At 69.5% G+C, this 16,175-nt stretch carries 16 protein-coding genes and 1 pseudogene; 9 read left to right on the top strand and 8 right to left on the bottom strand.

Annotated elements, in window-relative coordinates; genetic code table 11:
• The first annotated feature begins 6 nt into the window (after positions 1 to 6).
• Positions 7 to 561, top strand: coding sequence for a TetR/AcrR family transcriptional regulator (locus ABH926_RS16710; RefSeq protein WP_370366509.1), 555 nt, complete (start codon positions 7 to 9; stop codon positions 559 to 561).
• Between the two features lie 31 nt (positions 562 to 592).
• Here ABH926_RS16710 and ABH926_RS16715 read toward each other — a convergent pair whose 3' ends face one another.
• Complete coding sequence (locus ABH926_RS16715) at positions 593 to 1,501, bottom strand: DapH/DapD/GlmU-related protein (protein WP_370366510.1); 909 nt, start codon at positions 1,499 to 1,501, stop codon at positions 593 to 595.
• A gap of 83 nt (positions 1,502 to 1,584) precedes the next feature.
• Between ABH926_RS16715 and ABH926_RS16720 the strand changes: the two genes are divergently transcribed.
• Positions 1,585 to 2,454: an alpha/beta fold hydrolase gene (locus ABH926_RS16720; protein WP_370366511.1), complete on the top strand. Its 870-nt coding sequence runs from the start codon at positions 1,585 to 1,587 to the stop codon at positions 2,452 to 2,454.
• 95 nt (positions 2,455 to 2,549) lie between these two features.
• Positions 2,550 to 3,365: an alpha/beta fold hydrolase gene (locus ABH926_RS16725; RefSeq protein ID WP_370366512.1), complete on the top strand. Its 816-nt coding sequence runs from the start codon at positions 2,550 to 2,552 to the stop codon at positions 3,363 to 3,365.
• A gap of 12 nt (positions 3,366 to 3,377) precedes the next feature.
• Here ABH926_RS16725 and ABH926_RS16730 read toward each other — a convergent pair whose 3' ends face one another.
• The 3 genes from ABH926_RS16730 to ABH926_RS16740 all read right to left on the bottom strand — a co-directional run bounded on the left by ABH926_RS16730 (position 3,378) and on the right by ABH926_RS16740 (position 6,371).
• Positions 3,378 to 4,835: an MFS transporter gene (locus ABH926_RS16730; protein WP_370366513.1), complete on the bottom strand. Its 1,458-nt coding sequence runs from the start codon at positions 4,833 to 4,835 to the stop codon at positions 3,378 to 3,380.
• Between the two features lie 117 nt (positions 4,836 to 4,952).
• Positions 4,953 to 5,672 carry a TetR/AcrR family transcriptional regulator gene (locus ABH926_RS16735; RefSeq protein ID WP_370366514.1) on the bottom strand — a complete coding sequence of 240 codons (720 nt, stop codon included), beginning with the start codon at positions 5,670 to 5,672 and terminating at the stop codon, positions 4,953 to 4,955.
• Positions 5,673 to 5,729: 57 nt separating this feature from the next.
• Positions 5,730 to 6,371 carry a TetR/AcrR family transcriptional regulator gene (locus ABH926_RS16740; RefSeq protein ID WP_370366515.1) on the bottom strand — a complete coding sequence of 214 codons (642 nt, stop codon included), beginning with the start codon at positions 6,369 to 6,371 and terminating at the stop codon, positions 5,730 to 5,732.
• Positions 6,372 to 6,449: 78 nt separating this feature from the next.
• Here ABH926_RS16740 and ABH926_RS16745 point away from each other — a divergent pair.
• Positions 6,450 to 6,680: pseudogene (locus ABH926_RS16745) on the top strand (acyl-CoA dehydrogenase family protein); the annotation flags it as partial.
• On the opposite strand, the gene ABH926_RS16750 reads toward ABH926_RS16745, so the two are convergent.
• Positions 6,643 to 7,128, bottom strand: a complete 486-nt coding sequence (locus ABH926_RS16750) for a hypothetical protein (protein ID WP_370366517.1) — start codon at positions 7,126 to 7,128, stop codon at positions 6,643 to 6,645. The pseudogene ABH926_RS16745 and the gene ABH926_RS16750 overlap by 38 nt on opposite strands.
• Before the next feature lie 6 nt (positions 7,129 to 7,134).
• The gene (locus tag ABH926_RS16755) at positions 7,135 to 7,563 is read right to left on the bottom strand and encodes an uL11 family ribosomal protein (RefSeq protein ID WP_370366518.1); all 429 of its coding nucleotides are present in this window, start codon (positions 7,561 to 7,563) and stop codon (positions 7,135 to 7,137) included.
• 21 nt (positions 7,564 to 7,584) lie between these two features.
• Here ABH926_RS16755 and ABH926_RS16760 point away from each other — a divergent pair, with 21 nt between their 5' ends.
• From ABH926_RS16760 to ABH926_RS16780, 5 genes are all read left to right on the top strand, one after another.
• The gene (locus ABH926_RS16760) at positions 7,585 to 8,019 is read left to right on the top strand and encodes a hypothetical protein (protein ID WP_370366519.1); all 435 of its coding nucleotides are present in this window, start codon (positions 7,585 to 7,587) and stop codon (positions 8,017 to 8,019) included.
• A 160-nt stretch (positions 8,020 to 8,179) separates the two neighbouring features.
• Entirely contained in the window at positions 8,180 to 8,719 is a 540-nt protein-coding gene (locus ABH926_RS16765) for a hypothetical protein (protein ID WP_370366520.1), read from the top strand.
• Positions 8,720 to 8,775: 56 nt separating this feature from the next.
• Entirely contained in the window at positions 8,776 to 9,165 is a 390-nt protein-coding gene (locus tag ABH926_RS16770) for a hypothetical protein (RefSeq protein WP_370366521.1), read from the top strand.
• Entirely contained in the window at positions 9,162 to 11,279 is a 2,118-nt protein-coding gene (gene fxsT, locus ABH926_RS16775) for an FxSxx-COOH system tetratricopeptide repeat protein (RefSeq protein WP_370366522.1), read from the top strand. Before ABH926_RS16770 ends, fxsT begins: the two co-directional genes overlap by 4 nt.
• The gene (locus tag ABH926_RS16780) at positions 11,276 to 12,703 is read left to right on the top strand and encodes a WGR domain-containing protein (RefSeq protein ID WP_370366523.1); all 1,428 of its coding nucleotides are present in this window, start codon (positions 11,276 to 11,278) and stop codon (positions 12,701 to 12,703) included. The genes fxsT and ABH926_RS16780 overlap by 4 nt, the downstream gene beginning before the upstream one ends.
• Positions 12,704 to 12,763: 60 nt before the next feature.
• Here ABH926_RS16780 and ABH926_RS16785 read toward each other — a convergent pair whose 3' ends face one another.
• Together ABH926_RS16785 and ABH926_RS16790 are read right to left on the bottom strand one after the other, a co-directional pair.
• The gene (locus ABH926_RS16785; RefSeq protein WP_370366524.1) at positions 12,764 to 14,392 is read right to left on the bottom strand and encodes a lectin; all 1,629 of its coding nucleotides are present in this window, start codon (positions 14,390 to 14,392) and stop codon (positions 12,764 to 12,766) included.
• A 277-nt stretch (positions 14,393 to 14,669) separates the two neighbouring features.
• A complete protein-coding gene (locus tag ABH926_RS16790; RefSeq protein WP_370366525.1) occupies positions 14,670 to 16,166 on the bottom strand; it encodes an FAD-dependent monooxygenase in 1,497 nt (498 codons plus the stop codon).
• Positions 16,167 to 16,175 lie beyond the last annotated feature (9 nt).

The following is a 16,175-nucleotide window of genomic DNA, read 5'->3' on the forward strand; positions in this document are numbered from 1 at the left end:
GCCCCGATGGGTCGCGTGTCACAGGCCCAGGCCCAGGAGAACCGTGCCAAGGTGGTGGCCGCCGCCGCCCGCCTGCTGCGCGAACGCGGCACCGACGTCAGCGTCGCGGACATGATGAAGGCGGCCGGCCTGACCCACGGCGGCTTCTACAAGCAGTTCGAGTCCAAGGAGGCGCTGGTCGCCGAGGCCACGGCGCTGGCCTTCGCGAACCAGGAACAACTGCGCGCCCGCACCGAGACCGCGCACGACGGCGACCACGACGAAGCCCGCCGATCCCTGACCGACTGGTACCTGTCGACCGAGCACCGCGACACCCCCGGCGAAGGCTGCCCCACCGCGGCCCTGGCCGTCGACATGGCCCGCGGCGAGGACGACTCCGCGGCGCGCCGGGTGTACGCCGATGGCGTGCGCGACTTCGCCGCGTGGATAGCCGTCGAGGGGGAGGACGACGGCCTGGTGCGGCTCTCGACGATGGTCGGGGCGCTGCTGCTCGCGCGCTCGACCGAGGGGACCGAGTTGTCGGAGCGGTTTCTCGACGCGGCGCGCGAGGCCATCGGTTGAGTGTTGATCAGCTTTCGCTTCGGCGGCGCTCCTAGGCGTGCAGGTCCGCGTTGAGCCCGGTGAACGAGTTCGACTTCCAGGCCACGGCCTCCACGTTCCCCTTCACACTGTGCCGCCGGAACAGGATCCCCGGCTTGCCGCTGAGCTCGATCGCCTTGACGACCGCCCCGTCCGGCAGCGTCACCAGCGTGCCGCGCGTGATGTAGAGCCCTGCCTCCACCGCGCAGTCGTCGCCCAGCGAGATGCCCGTCCCGGAGTTCGCCCCCAGCAGGCAACGGCGACCGATGCGCGAGACGTTCGCTCCGCCGCCGGACAGCGTCCCCATGATCGAGGAGCCCGCGCCGATGTCGGTGTCGGCGTCCACGACGCTGCCGGCCGTGATGCGTCCTTCGACCATGCACGGCCCCAGCGTGCCGGCGTTGAAGTTGACCAGGCCCTCGTGCATGACCACCGTGCCCTCGGCCAGGTGCGCCCCGAGTCGGACGCGGCCGGCGTCGGCGACGCGGATTCCGGGCGGGGAGACGAAATCGGTCATGCGGGGGAACTTGTCGACGGCGTGGACGGTCAACGGGGTTCCGGACAGGCGACAGGCCATCCGCACATCGGCGAGGTCGTCTGGGTGGACGGACCCGCGGTCGGTCCAGGCCACCGTGGTGAGCTGGCCGAAGATGCCGTCGACGTTCAGTCCGTGTGGCTGGACCAGCCGTGAAGACAACAGGTGCAGGCGCAGGTAGGCGTCCGCGGCGCCGTTCGGTGGCGCGTCCAAGTCGATCGTCGTCTCGACGGCCTCGAACCGGACGTGGCGGAAGTCGTCGTCGAAGGCTTTGAGAGGCGGCAGCTCGGCACCGAGCCCTTCGAGCGAGGGCTCGGGATACCAGACCTCGAGCATGGCGTCGTGCCGGGTGGAGATCGTGGCGATACCGCGTCCGTATCCGTACATGGCCGCCAACGATAACGCGCAGAGATCGTCCGCACCGGCGTGTCCGCTTGACCATGATAGATGTCAGTCATAATCTAAATCCCATGGACACCTACTCCGGGACCCCGACCCAGGTCGTGCACGCGGTTAACGCCAATGCCAATGCCAATGCCAATGCCAATGCCATCGAATACGCCTACCGCCGCACCGGCACCGGCACGCCGCTGCTCCTCCTCCAGCACTTCCGCGGCAACCTCGACAACTGGGACCCGGCGCTGATCGACGCGCTGGCGCGGCACCGCGAGGTGATCACGTTCGACAACACCGGCGTCGGCGCCACCACCGGCCGCACCCCGGACACCGTCGCGGCGATGGCCGACGACGCCATCGCCTTCCTCGACGCGCTGGGCCTGGAGCGTGTGGACCTGCTCGGCTTCTCCCTCGGCAGCTTCGTCGCCCAGGAGATCGCCCTGACCCGCCCGGACGCGGTCGGCCGCATCGTGCTCGCCGCCTCCGCCCCGCAAGGCGCGTCGGGCATGCACGGCTGGCACCCGGACGTCATCGCCGCGGTCGGCGGCCGCGAGCCCTCACCGGAGGGTTACGTGAGCGTCTTCTTCACCGGCACCCCGACCGGATCGGCCGCCGCCCAGGACGCGACCGCGCGCATCTTCGGCTCCCGGGCCGAGGGGCACGACGCCCCGACGACCTGGCAGACCCGCCAGGCCCAGTACGACGCCGTCACCCGCTGGGGCATCCCCGACCACGCGAAGCTCGAGCGACTCCAAGGCATCACGCACCCGGTGTTCGTCGCCAACGGCGACAGCGACCCGATGATCCTGCCGCGCTACTCGCACCTGCTCGCGGGCCTGCTGCCCGACGCCCGGATCAAGATCTACTCCGACGCGGCACACGGCTTCCTCTTCCAGCACCACCAGGAGTTCGCCGCCGACGTCGAGGCCTTCCTGGCCGGCTGAGCTGGCCGCACCGCCCCCCGCCCCGCCACACACTCCGCCACACACTCCGCATCCTCATCAGAGAACGAAGAAACAAAGAAAGCAAGTAAGCGACCATGAGCGAGATCAAAACCGCCTTCCGCACCATCGACGGACTGTCCATCCGCTACGCGCAGAGCACCGAACCCCGCGACGCCGAGGCGCTGCTCCTGGCCCCCTGGCCGGAGAACCTCTTCGCCTACGACGCGACCTGGTCCCGCCTGGCCGAGCACGCCCACCTCACCGCCGTGGACCTGCCCGGCTTCGGCCACTCCGAGCGCAGGGCGGACCTGATGTCCCCCAAGGCGATGGGCGAGTTCGTCGCCGAGATCGCCGACTCCTTCGGCTTGAGGCGGCCCCATCTGGTCGGACCGGACATCGGCACCAGCGCGGCCCTGTTCGCGGCCTCCGCCCACCCCGGCCGCTTCCGCAGCCTGGCCGTCGGCGGCGGCGGCGCGGCGGTCCCGATCGAGCTCGGCGATCCGCTGCGCGCCTGGGTCTACGCCGAGGACCTGGCCCCGTACCGGGCGATGGGCCCGAAGGACGTGGTGACCATCGCCCTGAGCACCATCGCCGGCTACGACCTGCCCGACGACGTCCGCGAGGACTACCTCGCGGCCTACGCCGGCGAACGCTTCGCCGACCAGATCCCCTACGTCCAGGCCTACCGCACCGAGCTGCCGCTGCTGGCCGACCTGCTGCCCGCGATCCAGACCCCGGTCCAGATCTTCTCCAGCACGTCCGACGCGGTGGTGCCGCCCGCCAACGGCGAGTACCTGCACCGGCACCTGCCCGACAGCCGGCTGGACGTGGTCGACAAGGGGCACTTCGTGTGGGAGGAGGACGCGGACTGGTTCGCCGGGATCCTCACCGACTGGTGGGCGAAGAACTGAGCCCCGCCCGGCTCAAACGGCCGCGGTCACCGCACTGTCGTCGACCCCCAGTTCGTCCCCTGGCGCCGCCGGCCGTGCCTTGGCCGCCGGGATGATCAGCGCGGCGAGCGCGGCCAGGACCGCGGCCCCGGCGAGGAGCCAGAACACGTGCGTGTACCCGGCGTCCTTCGGGATCGGGTTCGCGGCGGTGACCCCGGTGGCCAGGACGCTGGCGCCCACGCTGCTGCCGATCGCGCCGCCGATGGTGCGGATGTTGGCGTTCATCCCGTTGGCCACGCCGACCTGCGAGGCCGGCACCGACTGCACCACGATCGCGGACATGGAGGAGAACGCCAGGCCGATACCGACGCCGAGCAGGCCGGAGGCTAGGTAGACCTGCCAGCCCTGCGAATGCCCGAGGGCCAGGGCGCCGAAAGCCGGGACGCTGACCGCGCAGCCGAGCACCAGCACGACCTTGAGCCCGATGCGCTTGGCCAGCGGCGCGGCGGCGATGCCGAGCAGGAACATGCCGATCGTCATGGGCAGCAGGTAGACGCCGGACTGCGTGATGCTGGCGCTCAGGCCGTATCCGGCGATCGCCCTCGGCGTCTGCACCAGCTGCGGCAGGAAGGTCATCACCGTGTACATGCCGACGCCGAACAGCATCGCCACGACGTTGGTGGTCCACACCGCGGGCAGCCGCATCATGCGCATGTCGATCAGCGGCGCGCTCGACTTCAGCTCGGTCCAGATCCACAGCGGCAGGCACACCGCGGCGCCGGCGAACAGCCCGATCACCTTCGACGAACCCCAGCCCCACGTCGGGCCCTCACTGGCGGCGAGCAGCAGCAGCACCAGCCACGCCGACAGCAGGACCGCCGCACCCCAGCTGATCTTCCCGGGGGTGCGCACCGGCGACTCGGGCACGAACATCCAGCACGCGACGGTGGCGACGGCCGTCAGGATCATCGGTATCCAGAACAGCCAGTGGTAGTTCAGATGGGTCACGATGGGCCCCGCGATCAGCAGCCCGAGCCCACTGCCCACAGCCAGCGTGGCCGACCCGAGCCCGATCGCCGCGTTCACCTTCCCGGCGGGGAACTCGTCCCGGATGATGCCGAACGACAACGGCAGCAATCCGCCGCCCAGCCCCTGGATCACCCGGGCGATGATCATCAACCCGACCGAGTGCGCCAACGCCGCGAGCCCCGACCCGAGGGTCAGGGCGAGCAGCGTGATGACCAGCATCCGCTCCTTGCCGATCTTGTCCCCGATCCGCCCCAGGATGGGAGTGGCCACCGAGGCGGACAGCAGATAGGCGGTCATCAGCCACGTGGCGGTGTCCTGCGTCGTATGCAGGGCCGTGATGAACGTCGCCAGAACCGGCGCGACCAGCGACTGCAGAACCGCGTACGCGGAGATGCCTATGAGAAGGACCGCGAAGATGACGTTGTAATGGGGGCGCGAAGTATCCGCCGGACGTCTGGGCATGGTGCGACCGCTCCAGATCGGGAGAAGGAATCAGGCGCCGCGGCAGGGGTGCCCGGCGGCTCGATCACTGTAGCGATAAGTGGCGCGGTGCGACAATTAATCGGGGAGTGGCGGCCGTCACTCCCCGGCGGGGCCCGCCGCGTCCACATCCGGATCCACATCCACAGCCACATCCACAGCCACATCCACAGCCTCCGCCGCCGCCAACCCGATCCGCGCCGAAGCCCGGATGGTGTCCTCCAGCGACGGCCCGTACTCGCCCGGCGCGCGGCAGACGTAGTGCCGCAGCCCCTGGTGCATCGAGGCCAGCAGCATCGCCGCCTTCACCCGCACCCGCAGGTCGTCCGCGGGGTGCCCGAGGCGCTCGCCGAGGACCACGGCCAGGGGCGCCACCGCCTCGGAGTAGCAGCGGCTCCACACCGCGTCGAGCAGCGGCTCGGTGTGCGTCAGCCGGAGCAGGTCGATGACCAGCAGCAGCCGGGTCGGCGAGGCGTCGCTGAACCAGCGGGTGTCGTCGGCGGCCTCGGCCAGGGGGCGGTCGGCCGGCCAGTCGCGGACGTAGGTCGTGAACCGGTCCAGGCCGAAGGACAGCAGGGGTGCCGCGCAGGCCTCCTTGCTGGGGAAGTAGCGCCACAGCGTCCGGGTCGCGATGCCCGCGGCGTCCGCGATCTGCGCGACCGAGGTGCCGTCCAGGCCCTGCTCGGTGAACAGGCGGACCGCTGCCGTGGCGATCTCCAGGCGGATCTCGTCCTTGCGCGATTCGCTCAGCGGCGGCCTTCCGCTGCGCCGCGTCGGTTCGGTCGCGGTGTGCGTGTCGGCCATGGCGGTGCCCTCCATGATGCGATGTTAATGGCGCGTTGCGACGAATATACGGGCAGGTGCCGGCGGCCGCCCTCAGGGCCGGGCCCGGGCCGGCTCGCGGGCGGGCAGTCCCCGCAGCAGGGCGTCGAGGAAGAGGTCGAAGCGGGGGGCGGCCCGGCCCAGGTCGAGGGAGTTCTCCGTACCCGCCAGCCAGCTCACGATCGAGGTCGCGAAGATGTACCAGCTCTGCTCGGCCATCTCCGGCGGGGCGCCGGCGACCGTGAACGCCTCGATCACCTGCTCCCGCAGCCGGGCGAACGAGGCGGGGTTGTGCTGGTGCGGCCGGGCGATGCGCGAGGCGTAGCCGGGGACGGCCAGGAACTCGTCGTGCATCGACCACGCCAGCCGCCGCAGCCAGTCCCGCCACTGCCTGGCCCGCGGTGGGTCGCCGGGCAGCACGCGCTCGACGATGGCCTCGCTGACCAGGTCCGCGATCGCCTGATGGCTCGGTACCCAGCGGTACAGCGCGCCATGGCTCACGCCGAGCCGGCCGGCCAGTTCCCGCACGGTGAGCGTGTCCAGATTCGACTCCAGCGCCGCCGCGACGATCAGGTCGCGGCTCAGCTGGGCGGGGCGGCCGCGCTTGGGGCGCGACGGTTCCGGACCCCGGACTGGTTCCGGACCCTCGGCTGGTTCTCGACCCCGCGCTGTGGCCGGGCCGCTGGTGGCGGGCATGGTCCGATTCTACGGACGGCGCCGGGGCGCGGTCGGCGGGCACGGACGCACGGCGGCGCGGCAGCCGTCACCAGCTTTAGTGTTCACTTCCAGCTGGCCGACATGGTGACCACCGCGCGCGTCGGACGTGCGTACATCGATGACCTGCTGGTGGACATCGTCGGGCGTTGTCTGCAACTGCACGGGGCCTACGGCTACATGCTCGAACACCGCATCGCGCATGACTGTCTGGACTCGCGGATCTCCACGATCTACGGCGGCACCACGGAGATCATGAAGGAGATCGTGGGGCGCGAACTGGGCCTGTAGGACTGGCAGTACGCGCGGGGTGCAGCCGGCAGCCGACGCGCTGTGCCCCGCTGGTCCAGTCCACGAAGACGTTGCCGCAGCCTTGGACGCGGCAGAGCTTGAGCCGGTGCGGGCCGCCGACGTCCAGGACGGCGGCCAGTGCTGTGGACACCGCCGCCTCGTGCCCGGTCCCGCCTATCGCTATCAGGGTCCAGACACCCTGGTGCGAGGCGAGGTCCAACCGCAGGTCCTGCGCCGCGAGCATGGCCCGTACCGCGTCCAGCACGGCCCGGTCGTCGCCGACCGCGTCCCGGATCGCGCGCCAGTGGCGCGGTGCCCTGCTCGGGGTGGTCTCGTTGAGCAGGGCTTCGGCGTCGAGGAGGAAGGCGCGGAACTGCCGGAACGGCACTCGGGCGCAGAGCCATGCGCGCAGCGGGACGTCCGACCCGGGCGCCTGACGCTCATCCATTCGTCGTCATCCAACGATCTGGATTCCCATGGACCGCGCAGTGCCGGCGATTATCTTCTGCGCCGCCTCCGGCGATTCAGCGTCCAGATCCGGCATTTTCACGGCGGCGATCTCCGCGAGCTGTCGCTGCGAGATCGACCCGCTCATTTGCGAATTCGGCCGCCCCGATCCCTTCGCGATGCCGGCGGCACGCAGGATCAGGCTGGCCGTGGCAGGGGTCTTGACCCGCACCTGGAACGACCTGTCCTCGAAGACGGTCACGTCGGCGGCCACCCGCAGCCCGCGATGCGCGGCCGTGGCCTCGTTGAACTCCTTCGACAACGCGACGATGTTGATGCCGTATACGCCGATCGTCTGACCGAGCTTGGCCATATTGACGCTGCCGCCCTCGTGCTCGATCCGGACGACGGCGAGGGTTTTGGGCTTCGATGCCATGGCGGATGTCCTTTCTTCCGTATGGCTTTCGACGCTACAAATTGCCGCGACGTCAATGTCAAACGGTCCGCCGGCGACGCGATGTCGAGCCACAAGAACTGGGTCAACGAGGGCGGCCTGCCCAACGCGCAACTGGCCATCGCCCTGAACCAGGACGGCCGGCTGGAGCTGTTCGCGGTGAACGGCACCGAGCTGGACCACATCTGGCAGACCGCGCCGAACGCCGCCTGGTCCGCCTGGGCCAAACTCGGCGGCGGCGGGTGCCGGATCGCGGCCGGCGCCAACGCCGACGGCCGCATCGAGCTCTTCGCCTCCAGCGACGCAGGGGTCTTCCACTGCTGGCAGGAGGTGTTCGCCTTCAGCAGCTCAGGGGTCTTCCACAAGTGGCAGACGGGATTCAACAGCTGGTCGGACTGGGGGTGGCTGAACTCGACGGCGGGGCCTTCGCCGGCGTGAGGTGCGGCCGGAGCTGAAGGCCGCTCGGTCCGTTGACGGCGGCGTCGCGATCCTTCTGGCGGGATCGCGACGCCGCTTGAAACCTTTAGGCGGGCATTCAGGGGTCGGCCGGGAACCTTAAGGAGTAGAGAGACGAGCCAGCCCAGTACAGGATGCTCGCATGTGCACGCTTTGGTGGGATGAACTAGTCGGATACCTTGAGACCGCGGTCTTCGAGGGTCTGCTGTTCGAAGGCTCGTTTCTTGACGACGCTGCCGGGTTCCGGCGGTTCTGCCCAATGTCGACGCCGGTCTATCTTGAATCGGGCGACGGGCTGCTCAAGCTCTCGACCGGTGTCAACGGCGGCGACATCAACTTCGCGGTGGTCCGCGCTCCTGTCTGGGAGGCGTACGGTGAGGACTGGGGGGACATGGACAAAGTCGGCGTCCTCGATGTCACCTATACCTATTTCGGAGAGCAGCAAAAGGTGCGGTGCTCCCAGTTGCGCTGTGCGATCGACAACCAGCCCGGCGCGCAACGCGGAGTCGTCCGTCTGGTGGAAATGACCTTCGGTGCCGACCAGAAGGTGCTGTTCGACCCCGGCTGGCCCGCGGGCATCCGTGTCGAGGCGAACAAGCGCCTCGAAGAGGGGCTGGCGTTCGACGGACGCCTCCCCACGGATCTCAATATCCGCACCTGGACCAGACTCCAGTCCGAGTAGGAAGCCGCTTTTCGTTCTCGGTTGAGCAAGCCGTCCCGAGGCCATAGCGTTGCCGTGTGGATGACAGTGTGATCAACGGCGTCGTCAGTACCCTGACGGGCGCGCTGGCCGCGTACGGCACGAACGTCCTGACGACCTCCGAGACGGCCGCGGCCGATGCCTCGGTGGGGCTGGCGCGCAGGGTGTGGGCGCGTATTCGGCATCATTCTGATGTCGCCGAGGCGGTGGAGGCTGTCGCGGCGCATCCGGGTGACGAGGACTACGAGGCCGTCCTGAGGACGAAGCTGGCGAAGTCGATGCAGCGCGAGCCCGAGTTGGCGCGGGATCTCGGGGCGCTGCTGGGGATCGCGGTGACCGCCTCCGGCGACCACTCGATCGCGGTGCAGACCAACCACGGCATCCTGTCGACCGGGGACAACGCCACGAACGTCCAGTTCGGGGCATGACCGGTTCGGCCTGGGCCGGCACCAACTTCGGCATCCTGTCCAGCGGCGACAACGCGACCAACGTCGCCGTGCGCTTCGACGGCGCGCCGCCGCGCCCCGAGGAGGTGGCGTACGTCCCGCCCTCGCCGGTCCACCTGCACGGCCTGTTCGTCGGCCGCGAGCGCGAACTCGCCGCCGTGCACACGGCGCTGACCAGCGGCAACGGGGTCATCACGCAGGCGATCACCGGGCTCGGCGGCATCGGCAAGACGACGCTGGCCAAGCACTACGCGGTCGCGTACCGCGAGCAGTACACGATGGTCCACTGGCTGGTGGCCGAGAGCGCGGAGCAGATCGAGTCCGAGCTGGCCCGGCTGGCAGCCAGGATCGACGCCCGCTTCGCGCTCGCGCCGGTCGCCTTCGCGGCGGCGTGGGCCAGGGCCTGGCTCGTCGCGCATCCGGGCTGGCTGCTGGTCCTGGACAACGTCGTCGACCGCGAGGACGTCGTGCCGCTGATGCAGGACCTGGCCGGCGGCCGGTTCCTGGTGACGACCCGCGTGGCCACCGGCTGGCGGGGTATCAGCCCCCTGCGGCTCGGGACGCTGCCGCCGGACGCCGCGATCGCGCTGCTCGGCGAGCTGGCCGGATCCCCGATCGACGCGGAGGCGGCGCGCGGCATCTGCGAAGAGCTGGGCTGGCTGCCGCTGGCGATCGAGCAGGCCGGATCCTTCCTCGAACAGACCCGCATCGGCGCCGCGGACTATCTGGAGCTGGTGCGGAACAGCCACGGCGTGGACGCGATCGCGAGGGTCTGGAACGTGACCATGGACCGGATCGCGGCGCAGGACCTGCTGGCGGTGGAGCTGCTGGGGGTCCTGGCATGGTTCGCCCCGGTCGCGGTGCCCCGCCGGCTGCTCGATCCGATGGGGACGACCGCCACCGTCGCGGCGGCTTTGGGCCTGCTCCACCGGTACAGCATGATCGAGCTGTCGGAAGCCGAGATCACGGTCCACCGGCTGGTGCAGAGCGGTGCCCGGAACGGTATGGGGTCCTCGGGCCCCGCCTATTGCCAGCGCGCGACGGCCCTCATCGACAGGTCGATCAGTGCGGGATCGGTCCCCGTGCCCCAGCTGTTGGGCCACCTGGACGCGTTGTGTGGTCACATCACCGACGGGTTCGACGAGGTGTACCAGCACCTGATCTCGATCTGCGTCGGCCTTGATGCGCTGGGAATGAGTCACCGCGTTGTCGCCCACCTGCAACGGATCACCTCGCATCTGGACTCCACACTCGGCCCCGAAGCCGCTGAGACCTTGAGATGCCGCGGCTTGCTCGCATCGGCATACTTGGCTCGCGGAGAAGTCCGCAGCGGCCATACCGAACTTGCCGACGTGCTCGCCATCACCGAACGCAGTCACGGGCCGAGGACGATCGAGACGATCAGGGCGCAAGCCAACCTCGGCCAGGCTTTCTACGAGGCCCGTGACTACAAGCGGTCGATAGAGATCTACCAGGCGGTGCTGACCGCTCTGGAAGAGGTCGCCGATCCCGACGGCGAAGTGACCCTCGCGACCCGATACAACCTGGCCAGCGCCTATCGGGTGACCGGCCGGATTCCGGCGGCGATCTCGCTTTTGGAAGCCACGCTCCCGGATTGCGAGCGGCTCCTCGGAAGAGACGACATCAGTACCTTCAACGTCCGTACGGTCCTGGCCCACTGCTACGGTGCACAGGGTGATATGGAACGCAGCATGGCGAACTTCGGGGAGATCTTGACCGACAGCGAGCGTGCCCTCGGCCCCCATCATCGGAATACGCTGATCGTCCGGTCGCAGCTCGCCCACGCGCACAAAGCCGCAGGCCACCTCGACCTCGCGGTCACCATGGGCAAAGCCGTCGCCAGGGACACCGCCGCGATCCTCGGCCCCGACGATCCGGACGCGCTGACCGCGCGCTTCGACCTCGCCGTGGCGCTGGCCGACGCTGGCGAGACCGAGCAAGCCACCATCATGCTGACCGCCCTCGTGAAACGCACCCGCCGCGTCTACGGTCCGACCCACGAACGCACCGTCTCCGCGGAGAACGAGCTCGCCGAACTTGCCTGTCGGTCAAGCACTGTACGTTCTTCGCCATGACTCAGGGGACGACCTATCTGGAGCTGTCCGAAGACAGCGGCAGCGCTCATAAGTTCTACGAGGTGACGGTCACCGGCACCACCGTCGACATCCGCTACGGCCGCATAGGCACCGACGGCTCCCGGCAGACCTCGACGTTCCCGACGGTCGAGAAGGCCGAGGCGGCGGCGGCCAAGAAGATCGGCGAGAAGGTGCGCAAGGGCTACGCCCCCTCCGTGATGGGTGCCCGCGCGGCGCGCAGCATCACCCGGCGCGCGGTGTCCTCGGCGCCTTCCACGGCGCGGTCGAAGGCGCCGGTGCTGTGGCGGTTCCGGACCGCTTCCAGCGCGTTCGGCATCCACATCGACGGCGATCGCTGCTGGGTGGGCAACCAGTCCGGCGACGTCTACAGCCTCGGGCACGACGGGCAGGTGCTGTCCCGGTTCCAGCTGCCGGACGGGGTCAAGTGCCTGGTGGCCGACGATTTCTGGATCTACGCGGGCTGCGACGACGGCTCCGTCTACGACCTGTCCGGCAAGATCCCGCACGCCGCCTACCGAATCGACCAGGACGTCGACATCTACTGGCTGGACATCCACGAGGGTGTGCTGGCGGTCTCCGATGCCGGCGGGCGCCTGGTCGTCATCGACCACGAGGAGGAGCACCAGTGGTCGCGCAACAGCTCGGGCACCGGCGCCTGGATGGTGCGCTCTGACGCCGAGGCGGTCTACCACGGGCACAGCGCCGGCGTCACCGCCTACGCCGCCGACGGCGGGCGGGAGCTGTGGAACACCAAGACACCGGGCAATGTGCTGTTCGGGTGGCAGGAATCAGACCACGTCTACGCGGGTACCGGGCGCCATGTCGTGCACAAGATCGCCAAGGCGGACGGCCGGCTGGTCGCCGAGTACCGCTGCGACACCGCCGTCTACTCCTGCGCGACCGCCCCTGACGGCCGCTATGTCTTCGCCGGCGACAGCGCGTCCTCCGTGTACTGCTTCGCCGTCGACGGCACGCGCCTGTGGAAGCTCGGCACCGGCTGCGGCTCGGCGCTGTCGATGCAGTACCGCGACGGCCGCCTCTACATCGTCACCACGGATGGTTCGCTGGCGTGTATCGACGCCACCGAGTCGGCGATCACGGCGGCGCAGGGCGGCGTCGTGCCGACCGTCCTCGATGTGAAGGCGAGCGCGGCCCTGCCGGTCGCCACGCCGGCGACGGCGGTCGCCACGACCACCGTCGCCGGCTCCGGCACGATCGTGGAATGCGTCGACGACCACGGCCGCGTCCGGGTGCGCGTCGTCGGCGGCGGCTTCCAGAGCGGCTGGAACGTGCAGTTCCCGCGCGACATGCGGGTCGTCGGCGCGCGCTACGTCGTCGAGGAGATCCACGAGGCCAGCCGCGGGTTCTACCGGGTCCGCGGGGAGATCAAGCGGCTGGTGTGAGGGCCTATGAAGGCCTGTGAGGGCCTGTGAGGCCTATGAGAGCGTGTGCGGCGGTGGGAATCAGTGCCCGCCGGTCCCGGTGCTCCACAGCGCGGTACCGGCGGCACTGAAGATGACGGTGTTGCCGTCGTTCTGCACCGTGAGATAGGCGCCGTTGTTCCCGGCGGTGTTGCTGGCCCACAGCGGCTTGCCGCTGCCGTCGTAGATCACGAAGTTGCCGTCGCCTTGCATGATGGCGTTGGCGGCGGCCTTGCCGACCGTGTTCGACGCCCACAGCGGCGTGCTGCCCTGATAGAGGACCAGATTGCCGTCGCCTTGCAGGATCAGCTTGAACCGGCCGTCGCAGGACACTGTCGATTGGTTCACGGTGAGCTGCTGGTTCGCCGCCATCTGCCCGCAGCCGGTTCCACCGCCACCGCCGCCGCTGAGCACCGGTGCGGTGGGACGCGTCGCGGTGAGCGCGATCTGGCCCTTGAGCATCCTGCCGCCGTCGTTGGTGAGACGCAGATAGTAGTCCGCGCTGCACGCCGTACCGTCCTCGTCCAGGGAGAGCAGTCCGGAGTTGGTCGGGACCGTGGCCTGGGTCGGGGCGGCGTTGAGGATCTGGTTGCCCTCGCCGTACTCGTCGAACATGGAGATGTAGATCCCCTGGGCGCCGACGCGCACCATGTTGTAGAACTGCGTCCACATGAAGTCGCCGTGCGCGCGCTGGCGGGCCGACAGGTCGCCGGGCAGGACGCAGGGCTGGTAGTCGATGTTGTTGGAGTTGCAGTAGGACTGGTCGCCGACGTTGACGTTGGTGTAGAAGCTGTTCGAGTCCGCGGCAGAACCGATGCGGCCGACCATCCACGGCGAGATCATGTTGAAGGCGGAGTAGACGCCGAGGTACCCGGAACGCGAGTCGTTGACGCCGGTGCGCCAGTAGGTGGGGACGCCTCCCATGACGTAGCAGCCCTGGCTCTGGAACCACTGCACGACCGACAGGCAGTCGGCGGCCGACCAGGGGTGGTTCGCGTCGTTGAAGCCGAAGCCCCAGATGCCGACCACCGGCTTGCCGTTCTGGTGCGCGTACGCCGGCGACGACGCGTACTGCGACATCACGTTCGTCCAGTCGGCCGGCATCTCGGTCTTCATGTTCGTCCAGCCGGAGGCGTCGTACATGATGTAGAACTTCCGGCCGTACTGCTGCGCGGCGGTGTTGACCTTCGTGGTCACGGCGTTGCGGGTCGGGCCCTCGCTGCCGTTCGGGTCGAAGCGCTGGAGCGCGGCGGTGTCGCAGCCGTTCTGCCGCATCAGCGAGAAGTGCGCGTTGACGGTGGACTGGTCGTAGGACGAGAACAGCGTCGGCGCGGAACCGTTGCCCAGATTGGCGAATCCGGTCTTGTATCCGGCGCTGTAGATGCTCATGTCGGGCCAGGCCTTGAGGTTCTCGTTGCTCGGCGAGGGCGCCTGCGCCTCGTTCTGGCTCCAGTGCCACCACGCGTTGATCGGCGCCCCGTCCCCGATACAGGCGAACCAGCCCTGGTAGCCGACGGTGATCTTGCCGACCACGTCCCCGGCCGCCGAGGCGGCCGGATCCGCCCGGGTCGGCGACGTGGCGAACGCCGAGGACAGTTCGGAGCCGGCCGCGGCGGCCAGCGCCGTGCCGGCCAGGGCTGAGGACAGCAGGGTGCGTCGGGAGAGCGTCATCTTGGCCTCACTCGAATCAGGGGGTTGAGTGTGGGGTACCCGGAGGCCAAAATACAGCGGGATTGTGCGGGAATCGGTCAAGGATTCATAAAGACAGGGCCCGGATATGCTATTCCCGGTCCAGGGCTCCGTCTCATTAAGTTCCGGAAGTCGGGTTCTGTCAACAAAGACGTTTGACGCGCTTCGAATCCGACCGACGCGAGAGATACCCCGGCGAAAGCGAAACGGGAAGCGGTACAGCCGGACCACTGCCGCGCCGATCGTCATAAGCGCCATCCTATTCCGCGGGACCGAACCAGAGCCCGAGCGCGTCCTCCAACGACACCTCCGATTCCGCGGTCCAAGCGGTGAATCCGTCCGGGCGGACCAGCACGGCGCGCGACGGCGCGTCGGCGCACGTTCCGACCGTCACCTCGACACGGTCGCCCCACTGGGACGCGGTCTTGATCCACTGCGCAGCGTCCTGCGATTCCTCCGACTCCAGGACGAGCAGCTGTCCGCGGCCGGAGCGTTGCAGCTCGGCCAGCCGTGCCGTGTCGCTGCCTCCGGTGCCCAGCACGAGGTCCGGGCAGAACCGGCCGATCGCGTCGACCTCGGACCCGAGCTCGTACCGCACGTCGTCGCCGCCCATCAGATCGGTCAGCCAGCGGTTGGCGTCGTCGTGCTCGAGCAGCCGGGTGAAGATGCCGCGCAGCGCGTCGGTGTGCGGGCCGGGGCGCATGAGCGCGACCTGGGCGCGGGTGTTGTCCAGCACCTGCGCGGCGACCGGGTGGCGCTCGGCGGTGTAGGTGTCGAGCAGGCTCAGCGGGGCGCGGCCGCCCGCCACCAGGGCCAGCTTCCAGCCCAGGTTCACCGCGTCGCCCAGGCCCAGGTTCAGGCCCTGGCCGCCGAAGGGGGAGTGCACGTGCGCGGCGTCGCCGGCCAGCAGGACGCGGCCGTCGCGGTAGGTGTCGGCCTGGCGGGCGTTGTCGGTGAAGCGGGTCACGGTGCTGATCGAGCGGATGCCGACCTCGGTGCCGCTGATGTGGCGCAGCGCGCTTTGCAGCTCCTCGAGGGTGACCGGGGCGTCGCGGTCGGCGGGCGGGCCGTCGAAGCCGATGACGAGGATCCGGCCCGGCGTCGGGCCGTTCACCACCATGCCGTTCGGGCGGCGGTTCCAGCCCAGCGGCAGGAAGTCGGGGTCGTCGAGGTCGACGACGGCCTGGTAGCCGGTGATGACGCCGTCGGTGCCGGGGAAGGCGAACGCGCCGCCCTTGCGCACCGCCGAGCGGCCGCCGTCGGCGCCGATCAGCCAGTCGGCGCGCAGTTCGTAGGATTCGCCGTCGGGATCGGCCGCGTCGCAGACGGTCAGGGTGACGCCGTCAGGGTCCTGACTCCAGTGGCGCACCGCCTGTCCGCGCCGCACCTCGACGCCCGACTCCAGCGCGCGCTCGTTCAGCACCGCCTCCAACGCCTGCTGTCGCACCGGCAGCATCCGCTCATCGCCATAGGCGCTGTGGTTCAGGACGAACAGCCCGGAGAAGTGGCCGCGTATGCCGTGCTGCTGCATCAGCGACACCATGTTGCGCATCCAGTCGCCGCCCTCCTTGCGCACGCGCTCGGCCAGCCCGCGCCGGTCCAGCGCCGCCACGCCCCGCGCCTGGATCCCGCCGGCCTTGATGGTGGGGTCGATGTCCTCCCGGCGCTCCAGCACCACGGTCTCGATCCCGTACAGCCGCAGCTCGCACGCGGCCATCAGGCCCACCGGCCCGCCCCCGACGATGACGATTCGCATCCCACGCCT

It is taken from the genome of Catenulispora sp. GP43 (assembly GCF_041260665.1).
GTDB lineage: Bacteria > Actinomycetota > Actinomycetes > Streptomycetales > Catenulisporaceae > Catenulispora.